This window comes from Bradyrhizobium sp. 192 (assembly GCF_023100965.1).
GTDB lineage: Bacteria > Pseudomonadota > Alphaproteobacteria > Rhizobiales > Xanthobacteraceae > Bradyrhizobium > Bradyrhizobium symbiodeficiens.
The window spans coordinates 6,523,010-6,546,160 of the sequence record NZ_CP064690.1 but is presented as its reverse complement, the minus strand read 5'-3'; the positions used below and the strand labels follow the sequence as shown (position 1 = coordinate 6,546,160).

20 protein-coding genes are annotated in these 23,151 nt (G+C 64.4%); 11 read left to right on the top strand and 9 right to left on the bottom strand.

Annotated elements, in window-relative coordinates:
• The 4 genes from IVB24_RS30670 to IVB24_RS30655 are packed head-to-tail and all read right to left on the bottom strand — an operon-like array spanning position 1 to position 4,315.
• Positions 1-1,167, bottom strand: a complete 1,167-nt coding sequence (locus IVB24_RS30670) for an ABC transporter permease (RefSeq protein ID WP_166468486.1) — start codon at positions 1,165-1,167, stop codon at positions 1-3.
• Between the two features lie 2 nt (positions 1,168-1,169).
• Positions 1,170-2,330 carry an ABC transporter permease gene (locus IVB24_RS30665; RefSeq protein WP_247770207.1) on the bottom strand — a complete coding sequence of 387 codons (1,161 nt, stop codon included), beginning with the start codon at positions 2,328-2,330 and terminating at the stop codon, positions 1,170-1,172.
• A 9-nt stretch (positions 2,331-2,339) separates the two neighbouring features.
• A complete protein-coding gene (locus tag IVB24_RS30660) occupies positions 2,340-3,071 on the bottom strand; it encodes an ABC transporter ATP-binding protein (RefSeq protein WP_140480751.1) in 732 nt (243 codons plus the stop codon).
• Positions 3,068-4,315, bottom strand: coding sequence for an efflux RND transporter periplasmic adaptor subunit (locus IVB24_RS30655; protein WP_247770206.1), 1,248 nt, complete (start codon positions 4,313-4,315; stop codon positions 3,068-3,070). Before IVB24_RS30655 ends, IVB24_RS30660 begins: the two co-directional genes overlap by 4 nt.
• A gap of 167 nt (positions 4,316-4,482) precedes the next feature.
• Between IVB24_RS30655 and IVB24_RS30650 the strand changes: the two genes are divergently transcribed.
• Positions 4,483-5,790, top strand: a complete 1,308-nt coding sequence (locus IVB24_RS30650; protein WP_247770205.1) for a glycosyltransferase — start codon at positions 4,483-4,485, stop codon at positions 5,788-5,790.
• 17 nt (positions 5,791-5,807) lie between these two features.
• Here the strand turns inward: IVB24_RS30650 and IVB24_RS30645 are convergent, their stop codons facing one another.
• From IVB24_RS30645 to IVB24_RS30630, 4 genes are all read right to left on the bottom strand, one after another.
• A complete protein-coding gene (locus IVB24_RS30645) occupies positions 5,808-6,629 on the bottom strand; it encodes an IclR family transcriptional regulator (protein WP_247770204.1) in 822 nt (273 codons plus the stop codon).
• 120 nt (positions 6,630-6,749) lie between these two features.
• Positions 6,750-7,844, bottom strand: a complete 1,095-nt coding sequence (locus IVB24_RS30640) for an extracellular solute-binding protein (protein WP_247770203.1) — start codon at positions 7,842-7,844, stop codon at positions 6,750-6,752.
• A 26-nt stretch (positions 7,845-7,870) separates the two neighbouring features.
• On the bottom strand, positions 7,871-9,667 hold the full coding sequence (locus IVB24_RS30635; protein WP_247770202.1) for an ABC transporter permease subunit: 1,797 nt from the start codon (positions 9,665-9,667) through the stop codon (positions 7,871-7,873).
• The gene (locus IVB24_RS30630; RefSeq protein ID WP_094974110.1) at positions 9,664-10,818 is read right to left on the bottom strand and encodes an ABC transporter ATP-binding protein; all 1,155 of its coding nucleotides are present in this window, start codon (positions 10,816-10,818) and stop codon (positions 9,664-9,666) included. Before IVB24_RS30630 ends, IVB24_RS30635 begins: the two co-directional genes overlap by 4 nt.
• A gap of 245 nt (positions 10,819-11,063) precedes the next feature.
• On the opposite strand from IVB24_RS30630, the gene IVB24_RS30625 reads away from it, so the two are divergent.
• Genes IVB24_RS30625 through IVB24_RS30590 form a run of 8 tightly spaced genes read left to right on the top strand, consistent with a single transcriptional unit; the run spans position 11,064 to position 18,820 of the window.
• On the top strand, positions 11,064-11,873 hold the full coding sequence (locus IVB24_RS30625; RefSeq protein WP_247774203.1) for a CoA transferase: 810 nt from the start codon (positions 11,064-11,066) through the stop codon (positions 11,871-11,873).
• Entirely contained in the window at positions 11,873-12,631 is a 759-nt protein-coding gene (locus IVB24_RS30620) for a CoA transferase (RefSeq protein ID WP_094974111.1), read from the top strand. Before IVB24_RS30625 ends, IVB24_RS30620 begins: the two co-directional genes overlap by 1 nt.
• Positions 12,628-14,940, top strand: coding sequence for a molybdopterin-dependent oxidoreductase (locus tag IVB24_RS30615; protein WP_247770201.1), 2,313 nt, complete (start codon positions 12,628-12,630; stop codon positions 14,938-14,940). Before IVB24_RS30620 ends, IVB24_RS30615 begins: the two co-directional genes overlap by 4 nt.
• A 14-nt stretch (positions 14,941-14,954) precedes the next feature.
• Positions 14,955-15,524 (top strand): peroxidase-related enzyme, encoded by a 570-nt coding sequence (locus IVB24_RS30610; protein WP_094974113.1) that lies wholly within the window; start codon positions 14,955-14,957, stop codon positions 15,522-15,524.
• Between the two features lie 21 nt (positions 15,525-15,545).
• Positions 15,546-16,310 (top strand): hypothetical protein, encoded by a 765-nt coding sequence (locus IVB24_RS30605; protein WP_247770200.1) that lies wholly within the window; start codon positions 15,546-15,548, stop codon positions 16,308-16,310.
• 19 nt (positions 16,311-16,329) lie between these two features.
• Entirely contained in the window at positions 16,330-17,022 is a 693-nt protein-coding gene (locus IVB24_RS30600; protein ID WP_094974115.1) for an L-fuculose-phosphate aldolase, read from the top strand.
• Between the two features lie 36 nt (positions 17,023-17,058).
• Complete coding sequence (locus tag IVB24_RS30595; RefSeq protein ID WP_094974116.1) at positions 17,059-18,021, top strand: sugar kinase; 963 nt, start codon at positions 17,059-17,061, stop codon at positions 18,019-18,021.
• 52 nt (positions 18,022-18,073) lie between these two features.
• Positions 18,074-18,820, top strand: a complete 747-nt coding sequence (locus IVB24_RS30590) for an SDR family NAD(P)-dependent oxidoreductase (RefSeq protein WP_166468492.1) — start codon at positions 18,074-18,076, stop codon at positions 18,818-18,820.
• Between the two features lie 88 nt (positions 18,821-18,908).
• Here the strand turns inward: IVB24_RS30590 and IVB24_RS30585 are convergent, their stop codons facing one another.
• Positions 18,909-20,132, bottom strand: coding sequence for an amino acid permease (locus IVB24_RS30585; protein ID WP_166468493.1), 1,224 nt, complete (start codon positions 20,130-20,132; stop codon positions 18,909-18,911).
• A gap of 129 nt (positions 20,133-20,261) precedes the next feature.
• Here IVB24_RS30585 and IVB24_RS30580 point away from each other — a divergent pair, with 129 nt between their 5' ends.
• Together IVB24_RS30580 and ftsH are read left to right on the top strand one after the other, a co-directional pair.
• A complete protein-coding gene (locus tag IVB24_RS30580; RefSeq protein ID WP_247770199.1) occupies positions 20,262-21,083 on the top strand; it encodes a universal stress protein in 822 nt (273 codons plus the stop codon).
• A 212-nt stretch (positions 21,084-21,295) separates the two neighbouring features.
• Positions 21,296-23,101: an ATP-dependent zinc metalloprotease FtsH gene (gene ftsH / locus IVB24_RS30575; RefSeq protein ID WP_244607451.1), complete on the top strand. Its 1,806-nt coding sequence runs from the start codon at positions 21,296-21,298 to the stop codon at positions 23,099-23,101.
• The last annotated feature ends 50 nt before the right edge of the window (positions 23,102-23,151 follow it).

Sequence of the window (23,151 nt, the reverse complement as noted above, 5' to 3'; positions counted from 1 at the left end):
TCAAGCGACGCGCAGGGCGTCGACGATCTTCATGCGGGCGGCCCGCACGGCCGGCAGGAAACCGCCGAGAAAGCCCATCAAGAGGGCGAAGACGAGCGACCGCAGCACGATCCCGGGCGTCAGCACAAACCGAAATGCGAGCTCGGAGAGTGACGTCCAGTTGAGCGTCGTGATCTTCACCTGCGTCATCAGTGACGCGAACAGGATTCCAATGGCCCAGCCGATCAGCGCGAGCAGCAGCGCCTCGACGAGGAATGCAATCAGGATCCGCGACCGCCGAAATCCGAGCGCGCGCAGCACTCCTACCTCCATCATGCGGCTGGCCACGGCCGCGTACATCGTAATCGTGGCGCCAATGACTGCGCCGAGCGAGAACATCCCCGAAAGCGTGAGCCCGAGAATCTGAATGAACCCGGAGAGCAGGCGTGACTGCTCCTCATAGAAGATGCGCTCGCGCTTGGCCTCGATGGTGAGGCGGGGATCCGCTTCGAGGCGCGCCTTGAGGGCGTCGAAGCCGGAACGATCGGCGAGCCGTACCGTGATCGAAGAGAAAAAGTCTCGGCGGAACGATTGCATGAGCTGCTCGCTATCGCCCCAGATCTCGGAATCGAACCCGCTGCCGCCCGCATCGAACCGGCCTACGATCCTCCATTCCCGCTGGGCAAACCGGAGGCTCGATCCGATCTCGACGTCTTCGAAACGTCCCGCGAGGGCGCGCCCAATGACGATCTCGTTGGACCCCTGGCGAAACATGCGCCCCTCGGCGATCCGCACTTGTGGGCGCACGGCCAGAGCGGCCGGACCGACCCCGCGGATCAGGAGGTTGCTCGCCTGCCTGGTCTTGCGTTTTGGCTGCGAGATCAGAACCGCCACTTCCTTCGATACGAGCGGCGCTCCTTCGGCTCCGACGATGATTTCGGGCTGGCTTTCGATGATCCTGGCCTGACGGCGGTCGATCAGGCTCTGGATCTCGACTTCCGCGGAGCGGCGCACGAAGATGACGTTCGTGTCTTCGCCGGTCGCGACGAGCGTTTGCTTGAGTCCGGAGTCGAGCATGAGCACGGCAGCGTAGACGAACACCACGAGCGCCATGCCCGTCGCGGTCAGCAAATTGGTGAGCTTGCGCTCCTGCAGGTTTCGCAAGCTGTAGGAGAGCAGCAACGGCATGGTCAGCCCAACGCCCGAAGGCCGTCGACGATGCTGACGCGGGCTGCCCTGCGCATCGGCAGGGCCGCTGCGAGGATTCCGACCACCACCGCCGCAAGTGCCTGCAGCATCACAGTGTTGACGCTCACGATCAGGGTCGGGAACAGCGTGGCGGAGAGCTCGGCAAGGTGCGCGGCGACCGGGGGCGTGAGCCCGATGCCGATCGCACCGCCGATCGAGGCTATCAAGACGGATTCTGCGAGGATCAATCGCGCCACGTAGCCGGGGCTGAAGCCGATGGCTTTCAGAGTGGCATACTCGCGGAGCCGCTCGCGGGCCGTCATCGCCATGGTGTTCGCCATGACCGCCAGGATGATGAAGATCACGACGAAGGAGACGACGCGAATGGAAATGAGGATCGCCTCCGTCTGCTTGACGAACCCGATCTGGAACGCGCGCTCGGTCTCGGTGAGCGTCTCGGCAAGCGAGTTTCGAAACACTTCGTCGATGGCCTGACTGACGTCCGCGACGCTATCCAGGCTGACGACGTCCACGGCGAACACGCCCACCTGGTCGGCTTGTGCCTTGGAGCGCACACGCAATGTTTCGTTCAGGTAATCCCAGCGGAAGAAGAGTTGCGACGTATCGGTTTTTGGATCTCGGCTGTCGAAGACACCGCAAATCAAGAACTCCCAATTGCCGGGGAAAATTGTCCCGCGCAGCTGGATCACGTCGCCCGGCTTGAAGCCGTAGCGTTTGGCGAGCTTGCGCCCGACAATCGCGCCGCGGCGCTCGCGCAGGAACGCACGCCGCACCTCGTCCGGAACCAGGAGCTCGGGGAACATGTCGAGATAGCTCGCGGCATCGATCGCAAACTGGGGAAAGAAGTTCTTCGAATCCTTGTAGACGCCGCCGAACCAGCTCAGGTGGGTGACGCGCCGCACGCCTTCGACGGCGCTGATGCGCTTCTGATAGGATTTCGGCAGCGGCAGCGCAAAGGAGATGGCGTTTCGAGTCAGCAGCCGCGAAGGGACGGCGCCATCCACCCCCGCATACCACGTCTTGACGACGGTCTGGAGCACGCCGAAGGCGAGGATCGCGACGACGAGACCGACCAGCGTCAGGGACGTGCGGAGCCGGTGGCGCAAGACGTTGCGTGCCACGAGGGTGAGCCACTGGCTCATGACCGGCACTCACTCAAGCCGCTGCTCCACCAGATAGGAGAGATCGCCCTTTTCCAGACTCATGATGCGTTTCGCATGCGCGGCGGCGCGGTGATCATGCGTGACCATCACGATCGTCTTGCCCATGTCGCGGTTGAGCCGCTGCATGATCTCGAGCACTTCCTTCGCTGACTGCCGGTCGAGGTCGCCCGTCGGCTCGTCGGCCACGAGCACTGTCGGGTCGGTCACGATCGCCCGCGCGATGGCCACGCGTTGCTGCTGTCCGCCCGAGAGTTCGGAGGGCAAATGCTTGACGCGATCGCTGAGGCCGACCAGGCTGAGCGCGAGTTGCGCGCGGTCTCGGCGCTCGCGCCGCCCCAGGCTCGTGAGCGTGAGAGGCAACTCGACGTTCTCCAAGGCCGTGAGCACGGGCATCAAATTGTAGAACTGGAAGATGAAGCCGACGTTCGCCGCGCGCCAGTCGGCAAGTTCGGCTTCCGGAAGCAGCGTGATGTCCTCGTCCCCCACCTTGATCGAGCCCTGGTCCGGACTGTCGATGCCGGCGATCAGGTTGAGCATTGTCGATTTGCCCGACCCCGACGGGCCCATCAGGGCGAGGAACTCCTTGCGGCGGATGTCAAACGTGAGTTTGGCAAGGACCGGGACGATCTGCGCACCGCGCCGGTAGCTCTTGCTTACGTCGCTCAGCGCGATCAGAACGTCCTCTCCGGTCCGCGCCTCGGAGATGCGAAGCACGGTCACTTCGTGGCCTGCTTCACTGCGCGCCCGTCGACCAGATCTTCCAGCGGCCGGACCACTACGCGCGTGCCGGCCTTGACGTCGCGGACCTCGATCTGATCGCCCACCTTCGCTCCGAGGTCCACGCTCCGCAGGCGGGCCTTGCCATCCTCGACGACATAGAGATGCTGTCGCCCATCGAGCTCGAAGACGGCCGCCATCGGCACTGCAAGAACAGGCTTGCGCTCCGATTCGGAGACTTCACGCTCGAGGAAAGCCACCTTGGCGCTCATGTCCGGAAGCATTCTCGGGTCGCGCTTCACGAACCGGGCTTTCACGAGGGTCGACGCCTTGGCGCGATCCACGGTCGGCACCATCCGGCTGACCACGCCCTCGAAACGCTCGCCGGGGATCGCGTCCAGCTGGATCTCGACCGGCTGTCCGACGTGGATGCTGAGATACGACGACTCCGCCACGTCGGCTTCCACTTCCAGCGAGTCCATGTCGGCAATGGTGACGACCGCGCCCTTTGTGTCGACCGCCTGCGAGAACGGCGTGATCGTGTCGCCCACGTTGGCGTGCCGCGTGAGGACGACGCCGTCGAACGGCGCTCGGATCTGGGTCTGTCCGACGGCAACTTCGGAGGCGCGGAGATTGGCCTGCGCCGCGGCGATGGCGGCCCCGTACCCGGCAAACGCAGCGCGCGCTTTGGCGAGGCGTGCCTCGGCGGTTTCGCGCGTCGAGTCGCTGATGATGTTCTTCTCGCCGAGGGCCTCGGAGCGCTTGAACGCGATTTCCGCCTGCGTGAGCTCCGCCCGCCCCTGGGCGAGGTTGGCCTCCGCGACCTGCACGTTGGCGGCTGCCTGGTCGCGCACCGCCGCCGTGTCGCTGCTCTCGATCCGGGCGATCAGCTCACCCTCGTGCACCTTGCTGCCTTCGAGCACACCGAGCCATTCGAGACGGCCGGTCGCCTTCGAAGCGACGGACGCCTTGCGTTGCGCGACGACGTACCCTGTCGCGTTCAGCAGCGTCAGCGCCTGCGACGGATAGACGGAGTAGACGACCGCCGTTTCGACGACGATCTGCGTATGCCGCCGCCACACCCAGATCGCGCCGGCGATGCCGACGAGCAGCGCGACGAGAAAGACCCGTCCCAGGAGGCGGCGGGATTGCCTGCGGCGCCGCGAGCCAGCGCTACGGTCGATGGCAAGGGCGGACAGATCGGAGGCGTCGGGTGCGCCGTCGCTCAGGGCCTGGGGCAAAGTCATGGTCTGATCATGGACTTTCGAACAAAACAGCGCAGACTTTGAAGAAAATGTCTAATCGAGAAAGCCGTAAGCCATGCGCTTGACCACTGTCAATTAGCAGAAAGCGCCGCGCTTGACATCCATCAGTTCGTACTCTCCAAATCTTCTCAGGGTGTTAAACATAGCCGATGGCACCCGCGCCGCGCGACCGCCATACTCGGCTCCGCGAAAACCGGAGCGGGACCATCAAGTTTGCCATCGCAGTCCACGGGACACGAGGAGACATCGAGCCTGCGGCTGTGGTTGCACGTGAGCTGCAGCGCCGCGGTCACGACGTCAGGATGGCCGTGCCTCCCAATCTCGTCGGGTTCGCTAGATCGGCCGGTCTATGCTCGGTGGATTGTTACGGCCCCGATTCCCAGCGCCAGCTCGAGGCGGAGGTTTTTCACGACTGGTTCAAGTTGCGTAATCCGGTCAAGGTGCTGAGGCAGGCGCGAGAGTACCTCGCCGACGGCTGGGCGGACATGAGCGCGACCCTGACCAGGCTGGCGACCGGCGCCGATATGATTCTGAGCGGTACGACCTATCAGGAACTGGCCGCCAACGTTGCAGAGGCCCATGGGGTGCCGTTCGCCACCCTTCATTACTTCCCCGTTCGGGCGAACAACCGCATCCTGCCGGTTCGATTACCCCTGAGTCTGGTCGAACCCTTGTGGTCGGTCGCCGAGTGGTCGCACTGGCGCCTGTTGCGGCCGGCCTATGACGCGCAACGCCGAGCCCTGGGGCTTCCGCACTCCAGAATTCGTGCCGTGCGCCGTATGGTCGAATCCGGCGTGCTGGAGATTCAAGCCTATGACAAGGTGTTCTTCCCCGGGCTCGAGGCGCAATGGGGCTGGAAGAGGCCGCTGGTCGGCACACTGACCCTGCAATCCGCCACCGACTTCGATGATTCCGTGAATTCCTGGATCGCCGCTGGCCGGCCGCCAATTTATTTCGGGTTCGGCAGCATGCCGGTCGACAGGCCGGCCGAGACCGTTGCGATGATCGCAAATGCATGCCGGGAACTCGGAGAGCGTGCCCTGATCTGTTCGGGAGCTATGCCGCTTGAACGCACGGCCGCCACGCTGGACGTCATGGTCGTGCCTTCGGTCAATCACGCCGCGGTCCTGGCGCGATGCCGCGCCGCTGTTCACCATGGCGGCGCCGGCACCACGGCCGCCAGCGTGCGCTCCGGCGTTCCAACTCTTGTGCTCTGGGTCGGCGCCGACCAGCCGGTTTGGGCGACACAGATCAGACGCCTGGGTGTCGGCACCTCGCGTCGTTTCTCCGCAACGACGCGAGCGACCCTTCGCCATGACCTGCGGACCGTTCTGGAGCCAGGCTGTGCAGCTCGGGCGCGGCAGGTGGCCAGTCTGATGACTCCGCCGAGCCAGAGCCTGACGACCACCGTAGCCCTTCTCGAAGAGCTGGCCGCATTGCGGTACCGGGGGTGGTGAATCCGGCGACGGCAAGATCAAGGGGCGCGTCGTGATTGATGTGAAGGCGCAGGATCCGACGATTGGCTTTTGACGGCGGGGTATGCCGCCGGCCTGGAATAGCCAAGGGCGGCGCCGATGGTTCGGGCTGCCTCCATCACGTGAACTGAATATTCCTTGATCTGCTTGCGCTTGATGCGGCTGTCGGGGCCGGACATGCCGATCGCTCCGACGAGTTCGCCGGAGCGGCCGAGGATCGCGCAAGCGCAGGCCGCGATGCCCTCGCGCCACTCGCCATGCAGCACGGAGGAGTAACCCTGCGCGCGCGCCAGCTCGATGTCTTCGCGCAGCTCCTTGATCGTCGTTCGCGTCGCTTCGGTGTACCGCCGGAGATGCGGCCGGAACCGTTCGAGGTAGTCATCCGGCATATGTGCGAGCATCGCCTTTCCCGTCGCCATGGTGAAGGCGGGGGCACGCATACCCACGCTGGTGTGGGCGCGAATATGGTGAGCGCTTTCGATCTTGTCGACGTAGACGACTTCGGTGTCCTCGAGCACCGAAAGATGAATGGTTTCGCCGGTGATTTCGGCGAGTTTCGTCATCGCCGGTCGCGCGACGTTGATGAGGTCCATCCGGTGGATGACGTGGCTGCCCAGCGCCCAGATCTTGGTCGTGAGCTCATACATGCTGTGCGGGGGGATTTGACGCACATAGCCTTGGGACTGCAACGTCATAAGCAGCCGATGCACGTTGCTCTTGGTGAGTTTCAACTCGCTCGCGAGGTCCGTGACCCCGCGAGGTTGCTCGCTCAGAGCAAGCGTTTCCAGCAGACGCAGTCCCTTGATAAAAGCCTTATCCATCCGCCTGCCGAAATAGAATGATCTTTCGTCCGATCTAGCATGGCCGGGCGGTCTGCCATAGTCCCGGGGCTCGGGTGTCCCCGATCCCAGCGGATCGGGGACATCTGCGGATCAGCCTGCCTATTGAGCCAGCAAGGCGTTGAGCTTCTCCTGCCCGTATTCTTCGTTGGTAGAGTTTCCGGCCGGCGAAGGTCCGCCCCAGTAATCCGGGCTCCACTCGATTGCCTTCGAGATGTTGTCCGGGTTGTTGGCCCAGTAGCGGGCGAGCTTCTTGTCCGTCGCCGCCTCGAACACGACCCGGGAGGGGAGGGCGACCGGGAAGGTCGAGGTCAGCTGCGCCGCGCGCTTGGGCTCGAGCCGCCAGGACAGCAGTTTCAGCGCGTTGTCGTAGTTCGGCGCCCCCTTGGGTATCGAGAAGAAGTCGTAGTAAACGAAGCCCTGGTTGAAGGTCAGGTCGATCGGCGCGCCCTCCAGGGCGAGCTTGCTCATCGAGCCGGTGTAGGCCATGCACATGTCGGCCTCGCCGTCGAGCAGGAGTTGCGGCGGCTGTGCGGACGTCGTCCACCATTTGGCGATGTGCGGCTTGATCTCCTTGACCTTCTTCAGCGCCCGCTCCATGTCGATCGGGTAGAGCTTGCTCTTCTCCACGCCATCGGCCATCAGCGCCGCTTCGAACACGAAACGCGGCCAGGCCGGCATGCAACGCCGGCCGGGGAATTTCTTCACGTCCCAGAAGTCGGCCCAGCTCGTCGGTACGTTTTCGCCCTTGAACTTGTCCTTGTTGTAGACGAGGCCGACGCCGATCACCTGCAAGGCCACGCCCTTCTTGCGCTTCAAATTGTCCGGCATCGCCGCCAGCGTCTGTTTCGCCCCGTCCGACAGCTTGGAATAGTCGATATCGGCCAGGCAGCAGTCGCCGAGCAGCTTCGTCTCCTGGTCGAAGATGAACGTCAGGTCCCATTGCGCCTTGCCGGCTTCGGCCTGAGCCTTGATGCGCGGGCCGCTACGGGCTTCCTGGACGGTGACGACCTTGATGCCGGTCTCCTTCTCGAACGGGTCGTACATGACCTTGCGCAATGCATCGCCATACCCGCCGCCCGGATCCTGCATGATCACGACGTTGCTCTGCGCTTGAGCCAGACCCGTTCCCGTCGCGACGAACAGGGCCGAGGCCAATACGGAAGCCGATAGCCGCCAGCGTTTCATTCCCAGCATTTTCTCTTTCCTCCAGTTGAAATCGATCATTGTGACGTCGCCTTCCGCGACGTCGCGAGAACGGGGCGTGCAAGGGCGAGCCCTGCGACCACCAGCAGCACCTCCAGCGTCGAGACCACGGCCAACACCGGGTTGAGCCGATAGTTGACGTCGCCCCACAACATGAGCGGAAGCGTCTTCAGCTCCGCGCTCGACAGGAACAGCGTCAACACCAGCTCGTCGAACGAATGCAGGAAGGCGAAGAACGTCGCCGCGGCAAGGCCCGGCATGATGGCCGGCAGCGTCACCAGGCGGAACACTGTCAGCGAGGACGCGCCGTGGACGGCCGCTGCCTGCTCGAGCCTGGTATCGACGCCTTGAAGCGAGGCGGACAGGATCACCACGACGAGGGGAAGGCCGCCGATCGCATGCGCGGCGGCAAGGCCGAACACGGAGCCGACGAGATCGAAACGCAGGAACAGGCTGTAGAGCGACAGGCCGAGCACGACCGGGGGAACGATGATCGGACTCACGAGAAGCAGCATGATGGCTGATTTGCCGCGAATGTTGCTCCTGACGATGCCGAGGGCCGCCGAGGCGCCCAGCGCGATCGCGATGGCGGCCGACATCGCCGCGACGACCAGGGATGTCCAGAACGCCCGCATCCAGTTCGAATCGGAGAAGAACTGCTCATACCAGCGCAATGAAAAGCCCGGCGGCGGGAAGGTCAGATAGCTCGCGCTGCTGAAGGAGATGATCATCACCACGATGATCGGCAGGATGAGAATGGCAATGACCAGGCCGCCCATGAGGCGCACGGTCCAGGTCCCGCAGCTCGCCGGCAGCCGCCCGAACAGCCGCAGGAGCGGCCAACCGATGAAATCGGCAACCGAGGCGCCGAAGCTGCGGCGGCCGACGTCGCCAGCGTGGCGATCTGTGGCTCTCGGCGAGGCCTCCGTCAGCTTGCGGCCGCCCCAGATGAACTCGAAGCCGAGGAAACGTCCGGCCACCGCGACCACCGCCAGCGTGATCGTCAGCAGCACCACGCCCAAGGCCTGCAGGAATCCCTCCGACGTGACCGAGTCCGCCTGCTGGGTGATATGCATGGCGAACATCTGGTCACCGGGTCCCCCGAGCAGGGTCGGCGTAATGAAGAAGCCGATCGCGGCGACGAAGACCAGCAGGAAGCCGGCGCCCATCCCGGGCAAGGTCAGCGGAAGCAGCACGCGCCAGAACGCCGCAAGAGGCCCGGCGCCGCTGGCCAGCGCCGCGCGCGTCAGGCTTTGGTCGAGGCGCGCCACGCTGGAATAGATCGTCAGCACCATCAGCGGCAGAAGCACCGCGGTCATGCCGAGCAGCACCGTGCCGCGGTTGAACAGAAGCTGCACCGGCTCGCTCAATATGCCGATCGAGACCAGCAGCTTGTTGACCGGCCCGTTGCGGCCGAGCAGGACCATCCAGGCGTAGGTCCGGATCAGGATGGCGATGAAATAGGGCAGAACGATCGCGGTCGCGATCAGGACCTGGGCAATGCCGCGACTACGATGAATGAGCAGCGCAGTCGGATATCCGAACAGCAGGCACAGGCCCGCGACCGTCACCGAGATCTGCATCGTGCGGACGAGCGAATCCCAATAGAGCGGTATCGCGAACACCCGCGCGAAATACGACGACCACGACGGACCGCTGACGCTGATACGGATCAGATCGATCAGCGGGAGGAGATAGATGAAGGCCAGGAAGGCAAGCGCCGGCAGCAGCAGCAGCGCCGGATCCTTCAGCCTCCTGACGAGATCAAGCTCCGCAGGACGGTCCGCCTGGACGCCGATCGATGCCGAGCTCATGCAAGCACCCAGCAATCCGCTGCGCCCCAGCTCACATGCAGACGATCTCCGACGGAGGGCAGGGGCCGGTCCGCCATGTCGGTGCACCTGATCAGGAGCGGCTCTCCGCCCTCCATGTGCGCCTCGATCCGCAGGATCTCGCCGAGGAAGATCGCAGACGTGACGCTGACGGGCGTGGAATTCGCAGTCGGCTCGTTCGATACGGCAATGCGTTCGGGACGCACCAGCACGGTTGCGCGCCCGACGTCGATCGTGTCGCGGCTTTCGGCGCTGAACACGTATCCCGCGCGGTTCTTCATCGTCAGCGTCGATCCGCGCTTCTGCAGAATCTCCGCTTCGATCAGGTTGCTCTCGCCGACGAACGAGGCGACGAAGCGATCCGTTGGATGTCGATAGATGTCCAGCGGGCGGCCGATCTGGACGATCTTGCCTGCGTTGAGCACGGCGATGCGGTCGCTCATGGTCAGGGCTTCGCCCTGGTCATGGGTGACGAACAGGATCGTGCTGCCGATGGTCCGGTGCAGGTCGCGAATCTCGATCTGGATCGACTCGCGCAACCGCCTGTCGAGGGCGCTGAGCGGTTCGTCCATCAGCACGACCCTCGGCCTCCTGACGATGGCGCGGGCGATCGCGACGCGCTGTTGCTGCCCGCCCGACATCTGCGAGGGGGACTTCGTCGCATGCTCCGTCAGGCGCATGATTTCCAGCGTCTCGGCGACGCGTCGGTCCGTGGTTGCCCGGTCGACGCCCGCCATGCGAAGCGGAAACGCGACGTTCTGGCTGACCGTCATGTTGGGAAACAGCGCGTAGCTCTGGAAGACCATGCCGAAGCCGCGCTTGTGCGTGGGCACGTTGTGGACGGGCTTGCCGTCGACGAGGATCTCGCCGCTGTCGAGGCTCTGGAATCCCGCTACGAGGTTGAGCAGCGTCGTCTTGCCGCTGCCGGAAGGGCCGAGGAGCGTGATGAATTCACCCGGCTCGATGTCGATGCTGATCCGGTCGACCGCATGAAAGCTGCCGTATCGCTTCACGGCGTCGCGGACGGCGATGCTTGATCCGATGGTGCCGCGCTCCCGCGGGAGGCCGCTCGGCGAGGTCCGAGCGCCTACGTCGCCGGAGCGCGTTGTGCGCAGAGCCGCGGGCTCACCCATTCTTCTCCTCCCACATGTTCTATATTGTAGAACGCTATTCCAATTATTGTTGGCGTAGCGCGCGCACTTGTCAAGTCGCGCCGTTCAACCGCGACGCAGCCGCGCGCGCCGCGATCGCCTGCGCAGGTGACATTCCCTGCAAACAAAGGCCTATCCGGTGAAGTCAGATTGACAGTCGCGTTTAAATCCGTCTAACATTTATTTGGAATACCGTTCTACAATATAGAACATTCGCAGGGAGGATGATGGTGTTGAGCGAGCCTCGCGCAATGGCGAAGCACATCGAGCCGGGCATGCGCGTGGCGCTGCCGGTCGATTACGCCGGCGTCTCCATGGCCATGACGCGGCCGATCATCGAGCATGGCGCGGGCGATCTCGATCTCGTGTGCGTGCCGACCGGCGGATTGCAAGTCGACCAGCTCGTCGGCGCGGGTCTGGTCCGCACGGTGGAGACCAGCGCCGTCTCGCTCGGCGAAGCGGGCGGAGCGCCCCGCTTCAACGCCGCCGTCAAGGAAGGCGCGGTTCGACTCAAGGACGCGACGTGCCCTGCCATCCACGCGGGCCTGATGGCGGCGCAGAAGGGCAGTCCCTTCATGCCGCTCCGGGGGTTGATCGGAACGGATCTGCTTCGCTATCGCGACGATTGGCGCGTCGTCGACAATCCGATGGCGGACGGAGGCGATCCGATCGTGCTGATTCCCGCCATCAAGCCCGACGTCACGATCTTCCACGTGCCGATGGCCGATCGCTTCGGCAATGTCTGGATCGGACGGCGCCGCGAGCTTGCCGCGATGGCCTACGCCTCGCGGATCGCGCTCGTCACGGTGGAGCGCATCGTCGAGGAGAATCTGCTTGCGGACGAGATGAGCGCTGCCGGCGTGCTGCCCGCGCTCTACGTCACGGCGGTCGCCCTGGCCCCGAAGGGGGCGTGGCCCTATGGCCTGTGGGGCGAGTATCCGACAGACAGCGCGGAGATCGCACGCTACGCGAAAGCCGCGCGGACGGCCGACGGCTTCTCCGCCTATATGGCCCAGGCGCAGATGGAGCCCGCGTGATGGCCGAGGTCCTCCCTCGCGAAGTGCTGATCTGCACGATCGCACGGCTGCTCGATGGCGTCAGGCATGTCGCGGTCGGCGCCTCGTCTCCGATTCCCGCCGCCGGCGCGATGCTGCTGCGTGCAATGAAGGAGGCGGAGGGTGCCGTCGGTCCACGCATCTCCATTCTCGGCTCCGTCGAGCACAATTTCTTCACCAACGGTTCGGCGGAACTGTTCGATTGCGCGGGGCAGGGCCGGATCGATGCGTTCTTCCTCGGCGGTGGCCAGATCGACGGCTTCGGCAACGTGAACCTCGTCGGCGCCGGAGATTATCCGCGATCCAGCGTGCGCTGGCCCGGTTCGTTCGGGTCGGCCTATCTCTATTTCGTCGTACCGCGCGTCATTCTGTTTCGGGAGGAGCATACGCCGCGTGTTTTCGTCGAGAAGGTGGACTTCATCAGTGCGCCGGGTGTCAGTCCGGACGGGGTTTTCCGGAGCGGCGGTCCTATCGCCCTGCTGACCGGCAAAGGCCTCTTCCGCTTCGACAAGACGCGGCCGGGCTTCGAGCTGGAGAGCGTCCATCCCGGGCATGATCTCGCGGAGATCAAGGAGGCGACCGGTTTTCGGTTCGCCCATGACGCCGAGCCGCGGCAGACCGCGCTGCCTGATCGAGCGACACTCGACCTGCTCCGCAGCCGCGTGTTCGACGAACTCGCCGAGACCTATCCCGAATTCGCCGCGCAGATGCGGCGCGAGCTTGGGACGGTTGACGCATGAGCGAGGTCAAGCGGGTCCCGCACTGCAGCCATTGGGGTGCGTATACGATCCTCGTCGAGGATAATCGCATCGTGGGCGTCGAGCCGTTCGAGCACGATCCGGCTCCTTCCCCGATCATCCATTCTGTCGCCGAATGGGCGAACCCGGCGCGTCGCGTTCTGCGACCGATGGTCCGTTCCGGCTGGCTGGACAAGCGTGAGAAGAGCGATCGCCGGGGCCGCGGCCGGGAGAAGTTCGTGCCGGTCAGCTGGGACGAGGCAACGACGCTGGTGGCGGATGAAGTGCGCCGCGTCGCCGGCACCTTCGGCAATGCGTCGATATTCGCCGGCTCCTACGGTTGGACCAACTCGGGCCGCCTGCACCACGCCTCGTCGCTTCTGAAGCGCATGCTCAACCTGGTTGGCGGCTTCACCAGGCATGTCGACACCTATTCGATCGCGGCAGGCCCCGTGATCCTGCGGCACACGCTGGGCAGCGACGATGCATGCGGCGGCCGCGCGAACACGCTCGACACCATCGCGCAGCACACCGAAACGCTGGTGGTGTTCGGCGCGCTCTCGCCTCGAACCGCGCAGAACGAGGCCGGCGGAATCGGCAGCCACCGACTTGAAACCTATCTCAGGAAAATCGTCGCGCGCGGCGTCAAGGTGATTCATGTCTCGCCGCTGAAGGACGATCTGCCAGACTGGGTCAACGCCGAATGGTGGCCGATCCGCCCGAACACCGACACTGCGCTGATGCTCGGCCTTGCCGGCGAGATCGTGAAGGCGGGCCGGCACGACAGGGATTTCCTGGCGCGCTGCACCAGCGGCGCGGATCGCCTGCTTCGCTATCTCGAAGGCGAGGCGGATGGCGTCCGCAAGGAGGCGGTTTGGGCTGCGGGCATCTGCGGCCTCGATGCGGAGAAGGTCGCCGGGCTCGCAAGTCGCCTGGTCGACACGCGCAGCATGCTGACCGTGAGCTGGAGCCTGCAGCGCGCCCATCATGGCGAGCAGCCGTTTTGGGCGGCGCTCGGACTCGCGTCGGTTGCCGGCCAGATCGGATTGCCGGGGGGCGGCGTCGGCTACGGCTACGGCTCCCTGGGGGGCGTGGGAGCGCCGCTCAACCTGGCCCGGTCTCCGGCCATCTCACAGCTGACCAGACCGATCGACAGCTTCATCCCGGTGGCGCGGATCACCGACATGCTGCTCAATCCCGGCCGGCCATTCAGCTATGAAGGCGAGCTCCGCACCTATCCGGATACGAGGCTGGTCTATTGGGCGGGCGGCAATCCTTACCACCATCATCAGGATCTCAATCGCCTGTCGGACGCCTGGACGAGGCCCGAGACGATCATCGTGCAGGATCCGATGTTCACGGCGACAGCTCAGCGCGCGGACATCGTGCTGCCGGCGACCACGTCGATCGAGCGCAACGATCTTGCCGGCAACAGGCGTTCCGACTTCATCCTGGCGATGAAGCAGGCAATCGAGCCGCTCGGCGAATCCCGCTCCGACTTCGATATCTTCAACGCCATTGCAGGCAAGCTCGGAGTGGCCGATCGCTTCAACGAGGGCCGGGACGAGATGGGTTGGGTCCGGCATCTCTACGAAGAGTGCCGCAGCGACGCTTCGAAGCGCTTCGATTTCACGATGCCTGATTTCGATGCGTTCTGGGAAGCCGGCTATGCTCGCTGCCCGGTCAAGGCCGAGCAGACGTTCCTTGCCGACTTCCGCAACGAGCCGGAGGCCCATGCGCTGAGGACCGAAAGTGGAAAGATCGTGCTTGGCAGCGCGACTCTGGCCAGGCTGGACTATGCCGATTGTCGCTCGCATCCGGCGTGGATCGAGCCGGCTGAATGGCTCGGCAACGCCGCCGATGCCGGCCAGATGCACCTCATCTCGCACCAGCCGGCGGGCCGTCTTCACAGCCAGCTCGAAACCGGCGCATCGAGCAGGGCCACGAAGCGCAACGGCCGTGAACGGGCTCACCTGCATCCCGACGACGCGGATGCTCTCGGCATCGCCGATGGTCAGACGATCCGTATCTGGAACGGCCGCGGGGAGTGCCTGGCGACGGCCGAGGTCACCGACAAGGTTCGCCGGAGCGTGCTGGTGCTCCCGACCGGCGCATGGTTCACGCCGACCGGCAATAGCGGCCTCGAGGTTGCCGGCAATCCGAACGTGCTCACGCTCGACATCGGCACGTCTCAATTCGGCCAGGGCTGTTCGGCCCACACCTGCCTCGTGCGGGTCGAGCCCTACGCCGCCGATCGGCGCGATGCGTTCGAGGCCTATCAGGAAACGCTCGTCGCGCTCGCGGCAGTCTAACAGGAGCTTGCAACATGTCTGCACCCGCCATCAGCCGCTTTCCCGTCCCCGACGTCGCGACCCTGCCTGCGGATATCCGCTCGCGGATCGAGGCGGTTCAGGAGAAGTCCGGCTTCGTGCCCAACGTCTTCCTGACGCTCGCGCATCGCCCGGACGAGTTTCGGGCGTTCTTCGCCTATCACGACGCGCTGATGGACAAGCCCGGGCCGATCACCAAGGCCGAGCGCGAGATGATCGTGGTGGCGACCAGCAGCGCCAATCAATGCCAGTATTGCGTCGTCGCACACGGCGCGATCCTGCGCGTGCGGGCGAAGAACCCGCAGATCGCAGACCAGGTCGCCGTCAACTATCGCAAGGCCGATATCACCGCGCGGCAAAGGGCGATGCTCGATTTCGCAATGAAGGTCTCGGCGCGCGCCTATGAGGTCGACGATGTCGACGTACGGGATCTCAAGGGACACGGATTCACGGAGGAGGACGTCTGGGACATCGCGGCCATCGCTGCATTTTTCGGGATGTCGAACCGCCTCGCCAACGTCACCAGCATGCGTCCGAACGACGAATTCTTTGCGATGGGCCGCTGAACGCCTCGGACGAAGACCGCAATGGTATCGCTTGTCATCGACAGACGCTTCCGGGGACCGCCGAACTCCGGCAACGGAGGCTATGTATGCGGATGTCTCGCAAGGCACGTCGCCGGAGACGCCGAAGTCACGTTACGCGCGCCGCCACCGCTGGAGCGACCGCTCGACGTCCTGACCGCATCTGATGGCACCATCGAGCTGCGCGAGAACGACAAGCTGCTCGCGACGGCGCATGTAACGGGCATCGATGTGTTGGACGTTCCCAAAGTGAGCTACGAAGCCGCCGAAGAGGCGGTCCGCAGAACCCCCTACGACGAGCAGACCCACGACCTTCCGGCTTGCTTTGTCTGCGGCCCCGCGCGTGTCCATGGCGACGGTCTCCGGATCTTCGCAGGTCCGCTGCAGGCGGGCGCAGTCCCGGGCAAGCCCGTGGTGTTCGCGGCGTCCTGGATACCTCATGGCAGCCTGTCCCGCGACGACGGCTACGTCGCGCCCGAATTCGTCTGGGCCGCCCTCGATTGTCCCACCGGCTATTGCAGCGTGGGCGCCCGTCATCTGGGCTTGAACGGAAACGAGACGGCCCTGCTCGGACGCATGGCGGCGCGGATCGAGCGCCGGCCACGCCCCGGCGATCGTTGCGTGGTGACGGCCTGGCCGACCGGGCGGGAGGGCCGCAAGCTCTTTGCCGAGAGCGCTTTGTTGAGCTCGGAACAGGACGTGTTGGCGGTCGCACGAACCACGTGGCTGCTGGTCGACCGCCAGGTTCAGCTTGGAGCAACGACATGAACGAGAGTCGGAACAGCACATGACCAGTCGCGAAACAGAGCTCGAGCTTCGTCAGTCCGTCATCGACGCGTGCCGCGAGATGGCGGCACAAGGCATCAACCAGGGGACGTCCGGAAACATCAGCGTCCGAACCGACGACGGCATGCTGCTCACGCCGTCCGGTCTTCCATACGACCGCATGAAGCCGGAAGACATCGTGGCCATGAAGTGGGATGGTTCATGGGCCGCGTCGGCCGGCAACGTTCCGTCGACGGAATGGCGTTTTCACCTCGACATCCTGAGATCGAAGCCGGAGGTCGGCGCCGTCGTTCACGCGCATCCGATCTTCTGCACCATCATCGCGATCATGAATCGCGCGATCCCCGCGATTCACTACATGATCGCTGCCGCCGGCGGCAACGACATCCCCTGCGCACCCTACGCCCAATACGGCACGGCCGAACTGTCGCAGGCGGCCCTTGACGCGCTTCGCTATCGACGCGCCTGCCTGCTCGCCCATCACGGGCTGATCGCCACAGGTCCCAACCTGCGCAAGGCGATGTGGCTCGCGGTGGAGGTGGAGGTGCTTGCCAAGCAATATCACGGTTGTCTTCAGCTTGGCTCTCCTCCGCTGCTGCCGGACGAGGAGATCGACAGCATCCTGAAGCGGTGGGGGCAGTACGGCCTGCGCGACAACGACGGCGCGCTCAAGATTCCCCTGCAACCGAGCTAGATGAATCCCGCTCAAACCACTTTCCTGCGAGAACTCATGGCAAACACTCACGACGTCAGCGTCTGCGGCACGTATATTCTGGATATTCTGGGGGTCCCGGTCACCGAGATTCCGCCCGGTGGCGGACGCTTGCTGATCGAAGAAATCCGGCTCGCGGTGGCAGGCACGGCCGGCGGAACGGTTGTGCCTTGCGCGCGTCTCGGTCTGAAGGCGCTCGCGGTTGGCGCCGTCGGCTCCGACGAGAAGGCAGACTGGATGCTGAACGCGCTGGAGCGCGAAGGCATCGATATTTCCCTCATGGAGCGGATGGCCGGCAGTCCGACCTCGGCCACGATCCTGCCGATCCGGCCCGACGGCTCGCGTCCGGTCATGCACGCAAGGGGGGCTTCTGCCCGCTGGCGAATCGCGCCCGAAGCGCAAATGGCCGCTTGCCGGAGCAAGATTCTGCATCTCGGCGGGGTCGGCTCCCTGCTCGCGATGGACGGCGCGCCATCCGTTGCCTTGCTGCGGGACGCGAAAGCGGCCGGCTGCACGACGACGCTTGATCTGATCCAGGCGCGAGGCGAAACGCTGGCGCTGGTCGAACCGTTGCTGCCTTACGTCGACTTCTTCATGCCGAGCATCGACGAGACCAGTGCCATGGTCGGAACCGACGATCCCGCCGCGTGTGCGCGGTTCTTCATCGAGAGGGGAGCGGGGGCCTGCGCCATCTCTCTCGGTGCCGATGGCTCTTTCGTGATGACGCGTGACGGACGTCAGTTCACGGTGCCGGCGTTCGAGGTTGCGGTTCGCGACACCTCGGGATGCGGCGATTCCTACACGGGCGGTTTCATCGCCGGTCTCGCGCGCGACTGGGACTTGCTCGACTGCGCCAGGCTCGCGACCGCGACGGCCGCGATTGTCGCGACGGGGCTGGGCTCGGGCGCCAATCTCGTGTCGTTCGAAGAGACCGTGAAGGCCATGAACAGCCTCCCGGTCCGCAAGCCGGCTCGCGTCTGATCCATCCACACCATCAAGAAACATTCATCCGAACGACAGGGGAGAACGCAACATGGCCCGACATGCGATCGTGACCGGAGCAAGCCGTGGAATTGGTCGCGCGATAGCGCTTGGTCTTGCGAGGCGAGGCTACGATCTCGCGCTGACCGACATCGCAGCGCAGGAGAAGGTCCTCCTCGAGACCGTTTCCGAGGTCAAGGAGCTTGGCCGCCGCTGCATCCCGGTGCTGGGCGACGTCAGCAACGCCGCCGATTGCAGGCGCGCCGTGGCTGAAGCGGTCCGGGATCTCGGGCACGTCGACGTCCTCGTCAACAATGCGGGAATACTCAGGCTGGCGACCATCGAGGAATTGACCACCGAAACCTGGGATCAGACGTTCGCCGTCAACACGCGCGGCGTGTTCCAGATGACCCAGGCCTTGGTGCCGCACATGAAGGAACGCAAATACGGACGGATCGTCAACATCGCCTCGCTCGCGGCCCGAACGGGCGGTCCGGGACAGTCCCACTACGCCGCGTCGAAGTCGGCCGTGGTCGGCTTCACCCGGGTTTCGTCCATGGAGTTCGGAGGCTTCGGCATCACGGTCAATGCCGTATGCCCGGGCATCATCATGACGGAGATGGGGATGAACAATCTTCGCGATCCCGAGCGGGTCGCCTATTTCGAAAAGGTCACGGACCTGCACAGGCTCGGGCAGCCGGAAGACGTCGTCGGGCCCGTGGCGTTTTTCGCGTCCGATGATTCAGCGTTTGTAACCGGCCAAGCCCTTAACGTGGACGGAGGTATCTTCTACAGCTAGCGACGGTATCGTTCGTCATTTGATGATCCCAATCCGTTGTTCGCGAAAGACCGCACAGAGCCCGCTCCTTGGCCGGGAAGTGCGGTCCCTAAGCGATCGCAACCCCGATCATGGTCAGACATGTCAAGAACCCCAGGATCGGCACCCAGATCGGGATCCGAACGTGCCGTTCGACCGAATGGACATGGCGCGCGCGAATGCAGAGCAGCGACAGGTTGACCATCGCAAACGTCGCCAGCGTGGCGACCGAGGTGCCGGTGGCCAGTCGTTCGATCGGAAATGCGAGCGCGAGGGCGATCACGGAAAGCATGACCAGGCCGGTCGCAATCACAGGTGTGCCGGTGCTCGCGTGGACACGAGATAGCAGGCGCGGCAGGTCGCCTTGCCGCGACATTCCGTAAATGACGCGCGCGGCCATGGTCATTTGGGCGAGGACGGTGTTCAGCGTTGCGACGACGGCGATCACGTTGAGCGGCACGGGCTCCATGCCCGTTACGGTGCGGAATACCAGGCTGAGCGGAGCAGGCGAGGCGGTCAGGCGATCGGTCGGCACGGCTGTAATCGATATCGCAGCGATGAGAATGTAGAGGACTGATGTTATCAGGAGGGTGAGAACCATGGCGCGCGGAATGTCCCTGTGCGGAACCCTGGCCTCTTCAACCACGTTCGCCAAGTCCTCGAATCCGACAAAGGCAAAGAACGCGAGCAGGGACGCATAGGCAATTCCCGAGAGCGCTGCTGCGTTCATCGGAGGAAAGGCAACGAGCGCCGAGGGGAACGACGGCATATGCCAAATGGCTGCGAGGATGATCCATGCGAGCCCTCCGGCTTCGATGACCGTGAACACACCGGCCAACACGACGGATTCAAGAATCCCCCAGGCCGCGATCGCTCCCAGCGACATGACGACCGCGACGACGATGACTGGCGGGGGTAGATCGACGAATTGCCTGATATAGCCGACACTCCCCAGAGTGACTGCGCCGGCTGCGACCACACCGGTACACAATGTCAGGAGCCCGACGATCGTCGAGAGCAGCCGGGAATTGAACGCAGCTCGTACATAGGCTGCTTCACCGGCGCTCACCGGATACCTCGTCGCCATCTCCGCGTAGGATGCCACCGTGAGCCCCATGACCAAGGCTGCCAGCAGGAACGACCATACGGAATATGCGCCGGCGTGCCCGGCCACGGCGCCGATCAGAACATAGATACCCGCGCCGATCGTGATGCCGGTCCCGTAGAGGACCAGCAAGGGAAGGCCGAGCCGGCGGCGCAGATTACCTGAAATGTCGACGGATGAATCGGTCATCTGAAGAGAAGCGATTCCTGGCTTGACTGGACGTCAGTAACTGACCGTCCGCAGGACCGCTTGATTTGCGTCAACGGGATAGCCGGGAAACGCGAGATAAAGGGATGATCCGAGCAAAGGAGCAACGCTATGTCTCTTGCCAGCGTCATGGTCTACGTCGATTCCCAGCAGCAGGACGAAGGGCAGATTGCCGTCGCCGAAGGCGTCGCGAACAGCTTTGGGGCAGCCCTGCTCGGCGTCTCGGCCATCGCAACAGAGCCTCCGTTCGTCGCCGAAGGCGTGATCATCGAGCAGACGACCGCCGACGATCTCGAGCGGATGCGCGCAACTCTTTCGGCCAAGGAGGCATGGTTCAGGCGCATCGTTCGCCTGCCGAGCGAAAAGGTGGAATGGCGTTGGGCGATTGGCTTTCCGACGGAATTCTTGGTCGAGCAGTCCAGGGCGGCGGACCTTGTCGTGGTGCGGCGCAGCCAGCTGAAGGCCAAATCCACTCACTACCTCGATGCGGCCGGAGCCATGTTGCGGCTGGGCCGTCCGATCCTTGCGGTGCCGGACGGCGTCACCACATTGTCGGGTGATCGGATCGTGGTCGGATGGAAAGATGCCCGGGAGGCGCGACTGGCCGTTCGCGATGCACTGCCGTTTCTGACGCGGGCTTCGCAAGTCACGATCGCCGAAATCTGCACGTCGAGCGAACAGGATTCCGCGCGTGATCGGGTGCGAGACGTTGCCAGGTATCTTCAGCGGCACGGCGTCAATTGCCAGCACGAGGTGCGCGTGCATACGGCGGAACCCGACGCAGGCTATCTCGTTCGGCTGGCCGCCGACGTCGGTGCCGACCTCGTCGTAGCCGGCGGGTATGGACATAGCCGACTGGGAGAATGGATTTTCGGCGGCATGACGCAGAGCCTGTTGCAGCAGGCTCCGACCTGCCTGCTGATGTCGCATTGACGCCGACACAATCGGAGGGCGTGCGATGGCCGGGCAAAACGCACCGGCCTCCGCGGACGCCTATCCGGACCGCCATGCGCCGCCACGGTCGGCGGTGTTGAGCTGAATCAAGCGGAGACCCGCCGTTCCTCATTACCAGTCAAGCTGCAGCTGATGGCGATGGGAGAAGCAGGTTGGAGTCCGATCAAGGTTCACGGAAGCCGGGCCTCGCGATGGCTGCCATTTTGGCGGGTGGCTTGCTGCTCGTCATGCTGCAGTTCGGCCTTGCTATGTATAGTTCGACCGAAACCATTCCCTACAGCCAGTTCGAGCAGTTGCTCGCCCAGGACAAGATCACGGAAGTGTCCGTCGGCTCGGATACGATCCAGGGGAAATTGAAAGAGCCGCTTCCGGGCGGCAAATCCGCTTTCGTCACCGCCCGGGTCGATATGGCCTTGGCCGAAAAGCTCGCGGCGAAGGGCGTGAGCGTTACCGGCGTTCCCGGTGGTGGAGCGTTGCAGACATTGTTGTCCTGGATCTTCCCGGTCATCGCCTTCTTCCTGATCTGGTTCTGGATGGGCCGCGGGATCGGTGGCGCCCAGGGCCTGGGCGGGCTGATGTCGATCGGCAAGTCCCGCGCAAAGGTCTACGTCGAGAAGGACATCAAGGTCACCTTCGCCGATGTCGCCGGGGTGGACGAGGCGAAGTTCGAGCTGCAGGAGGTGGTGTCGTTCCTCAGGGATCCCAAGAGCTATGGTCGCCTGGGAGCGCATGTTCCCAAGGGCATCCTGCTCGTCGGACCGCCGGGGACGGGAAAGACCCTGCTGGCCCGCGCGGTCGCGGGAGAAGCCGGCGTCCCGTTCTTCTCGATCTCGGGCTCGGAATTCGTGGAGATGTTCGTCGGTGTCGGCGCTGCCCGGGTTCGGGATCTGTTCGAGCAGGCCCGCAAGGCGGCCCCATGCATCATCTTCGTCGATGAGCTCGATGCGCTGGGACGCAGCCGCGGGCCGCAATCGTTCGGCGGCTACGACGAGAAGGAGCAGACCCTCAATCAGCTCCTGTCCGAGCTCGACGGCTTCGACCCGAGCGCCGGCGTCATTCTGCTGGCGGCCACCAACCGGCCCGAGGTCCTGGATCCGGCGCTGCTGCGCGCAGGCCGTTTCGACCGGCAGGTGCTGGTTGACCGGCCGGACAAGATCGGGCGCGTTGCGATCCTGAAGGTGCACGCCCCCAAGATTCACACCAGCAAAGACGTCGATCTCGACAAGGTGGCTGGTCTCACGACCGGCTTCACCGGGGCCGACCTCGCAAACCTCATCAACGAAGCCGCGATCGCGGCGACCAGACGGAGCGCCGAGGAGGTCACGTTCGACGATTTCGTCACGGCGATCGAGCGGATCGTCGCCGGCATCGAGAAGAAGAGCAGGGTACTCAGCAAGGGCGAACGGCGCAGGGTTGCGTATCACGAGATGGGTCATGCCCTCGTTGCGGCCAGCCTGCCCGGCGTCGATCCCGTGCAGAAGGTGTCCATCGTCCCGCGCGGAATCGGCGCGCTCGGATACACCATTCAGCGTCCGACCGAAGACAGGTTCCTGCTGACGGTCGAGGAACTGAAGAACCGCATCGCTGTGCTGATGGGAGGGCGCGCGTCGGAGCATCTGATCTTCGACGGAGCGATCTCGACCGGTGCAGCCGATGACCTTCAACGTGCGACCGAAGTCGCGATCGAAATGGTGACCAAGTACGGTATGGACGAGACGGTGGGGCAACGCACCTATGCGTCGAAGCCGCAGGCCTTTCTCGTGGCGGCGCAGGACAAGATCGTTGCGGCCGCGGAGGCAACCGGCCGCGAGATAGATCTCGCCGTACGTAACCTGATCGAGGAGGGAGGCCGCCGCGCCCGGGAGATCCTCCAGCACCGGCGGGCAGATCTCGATGCCGGCGCCGAACTGTTGATCGCAAATGAGACCCTGACATCCGAGCAGTTTGCGCCGTTGCGAGGTAAGCGCTCCGAAGGAAGCAAGCCGGTCGCCGCATGACGGCGCTGGCAGCTTGACGTGCCGCGCACTCGGTCCTCGTCCTGAGGCCC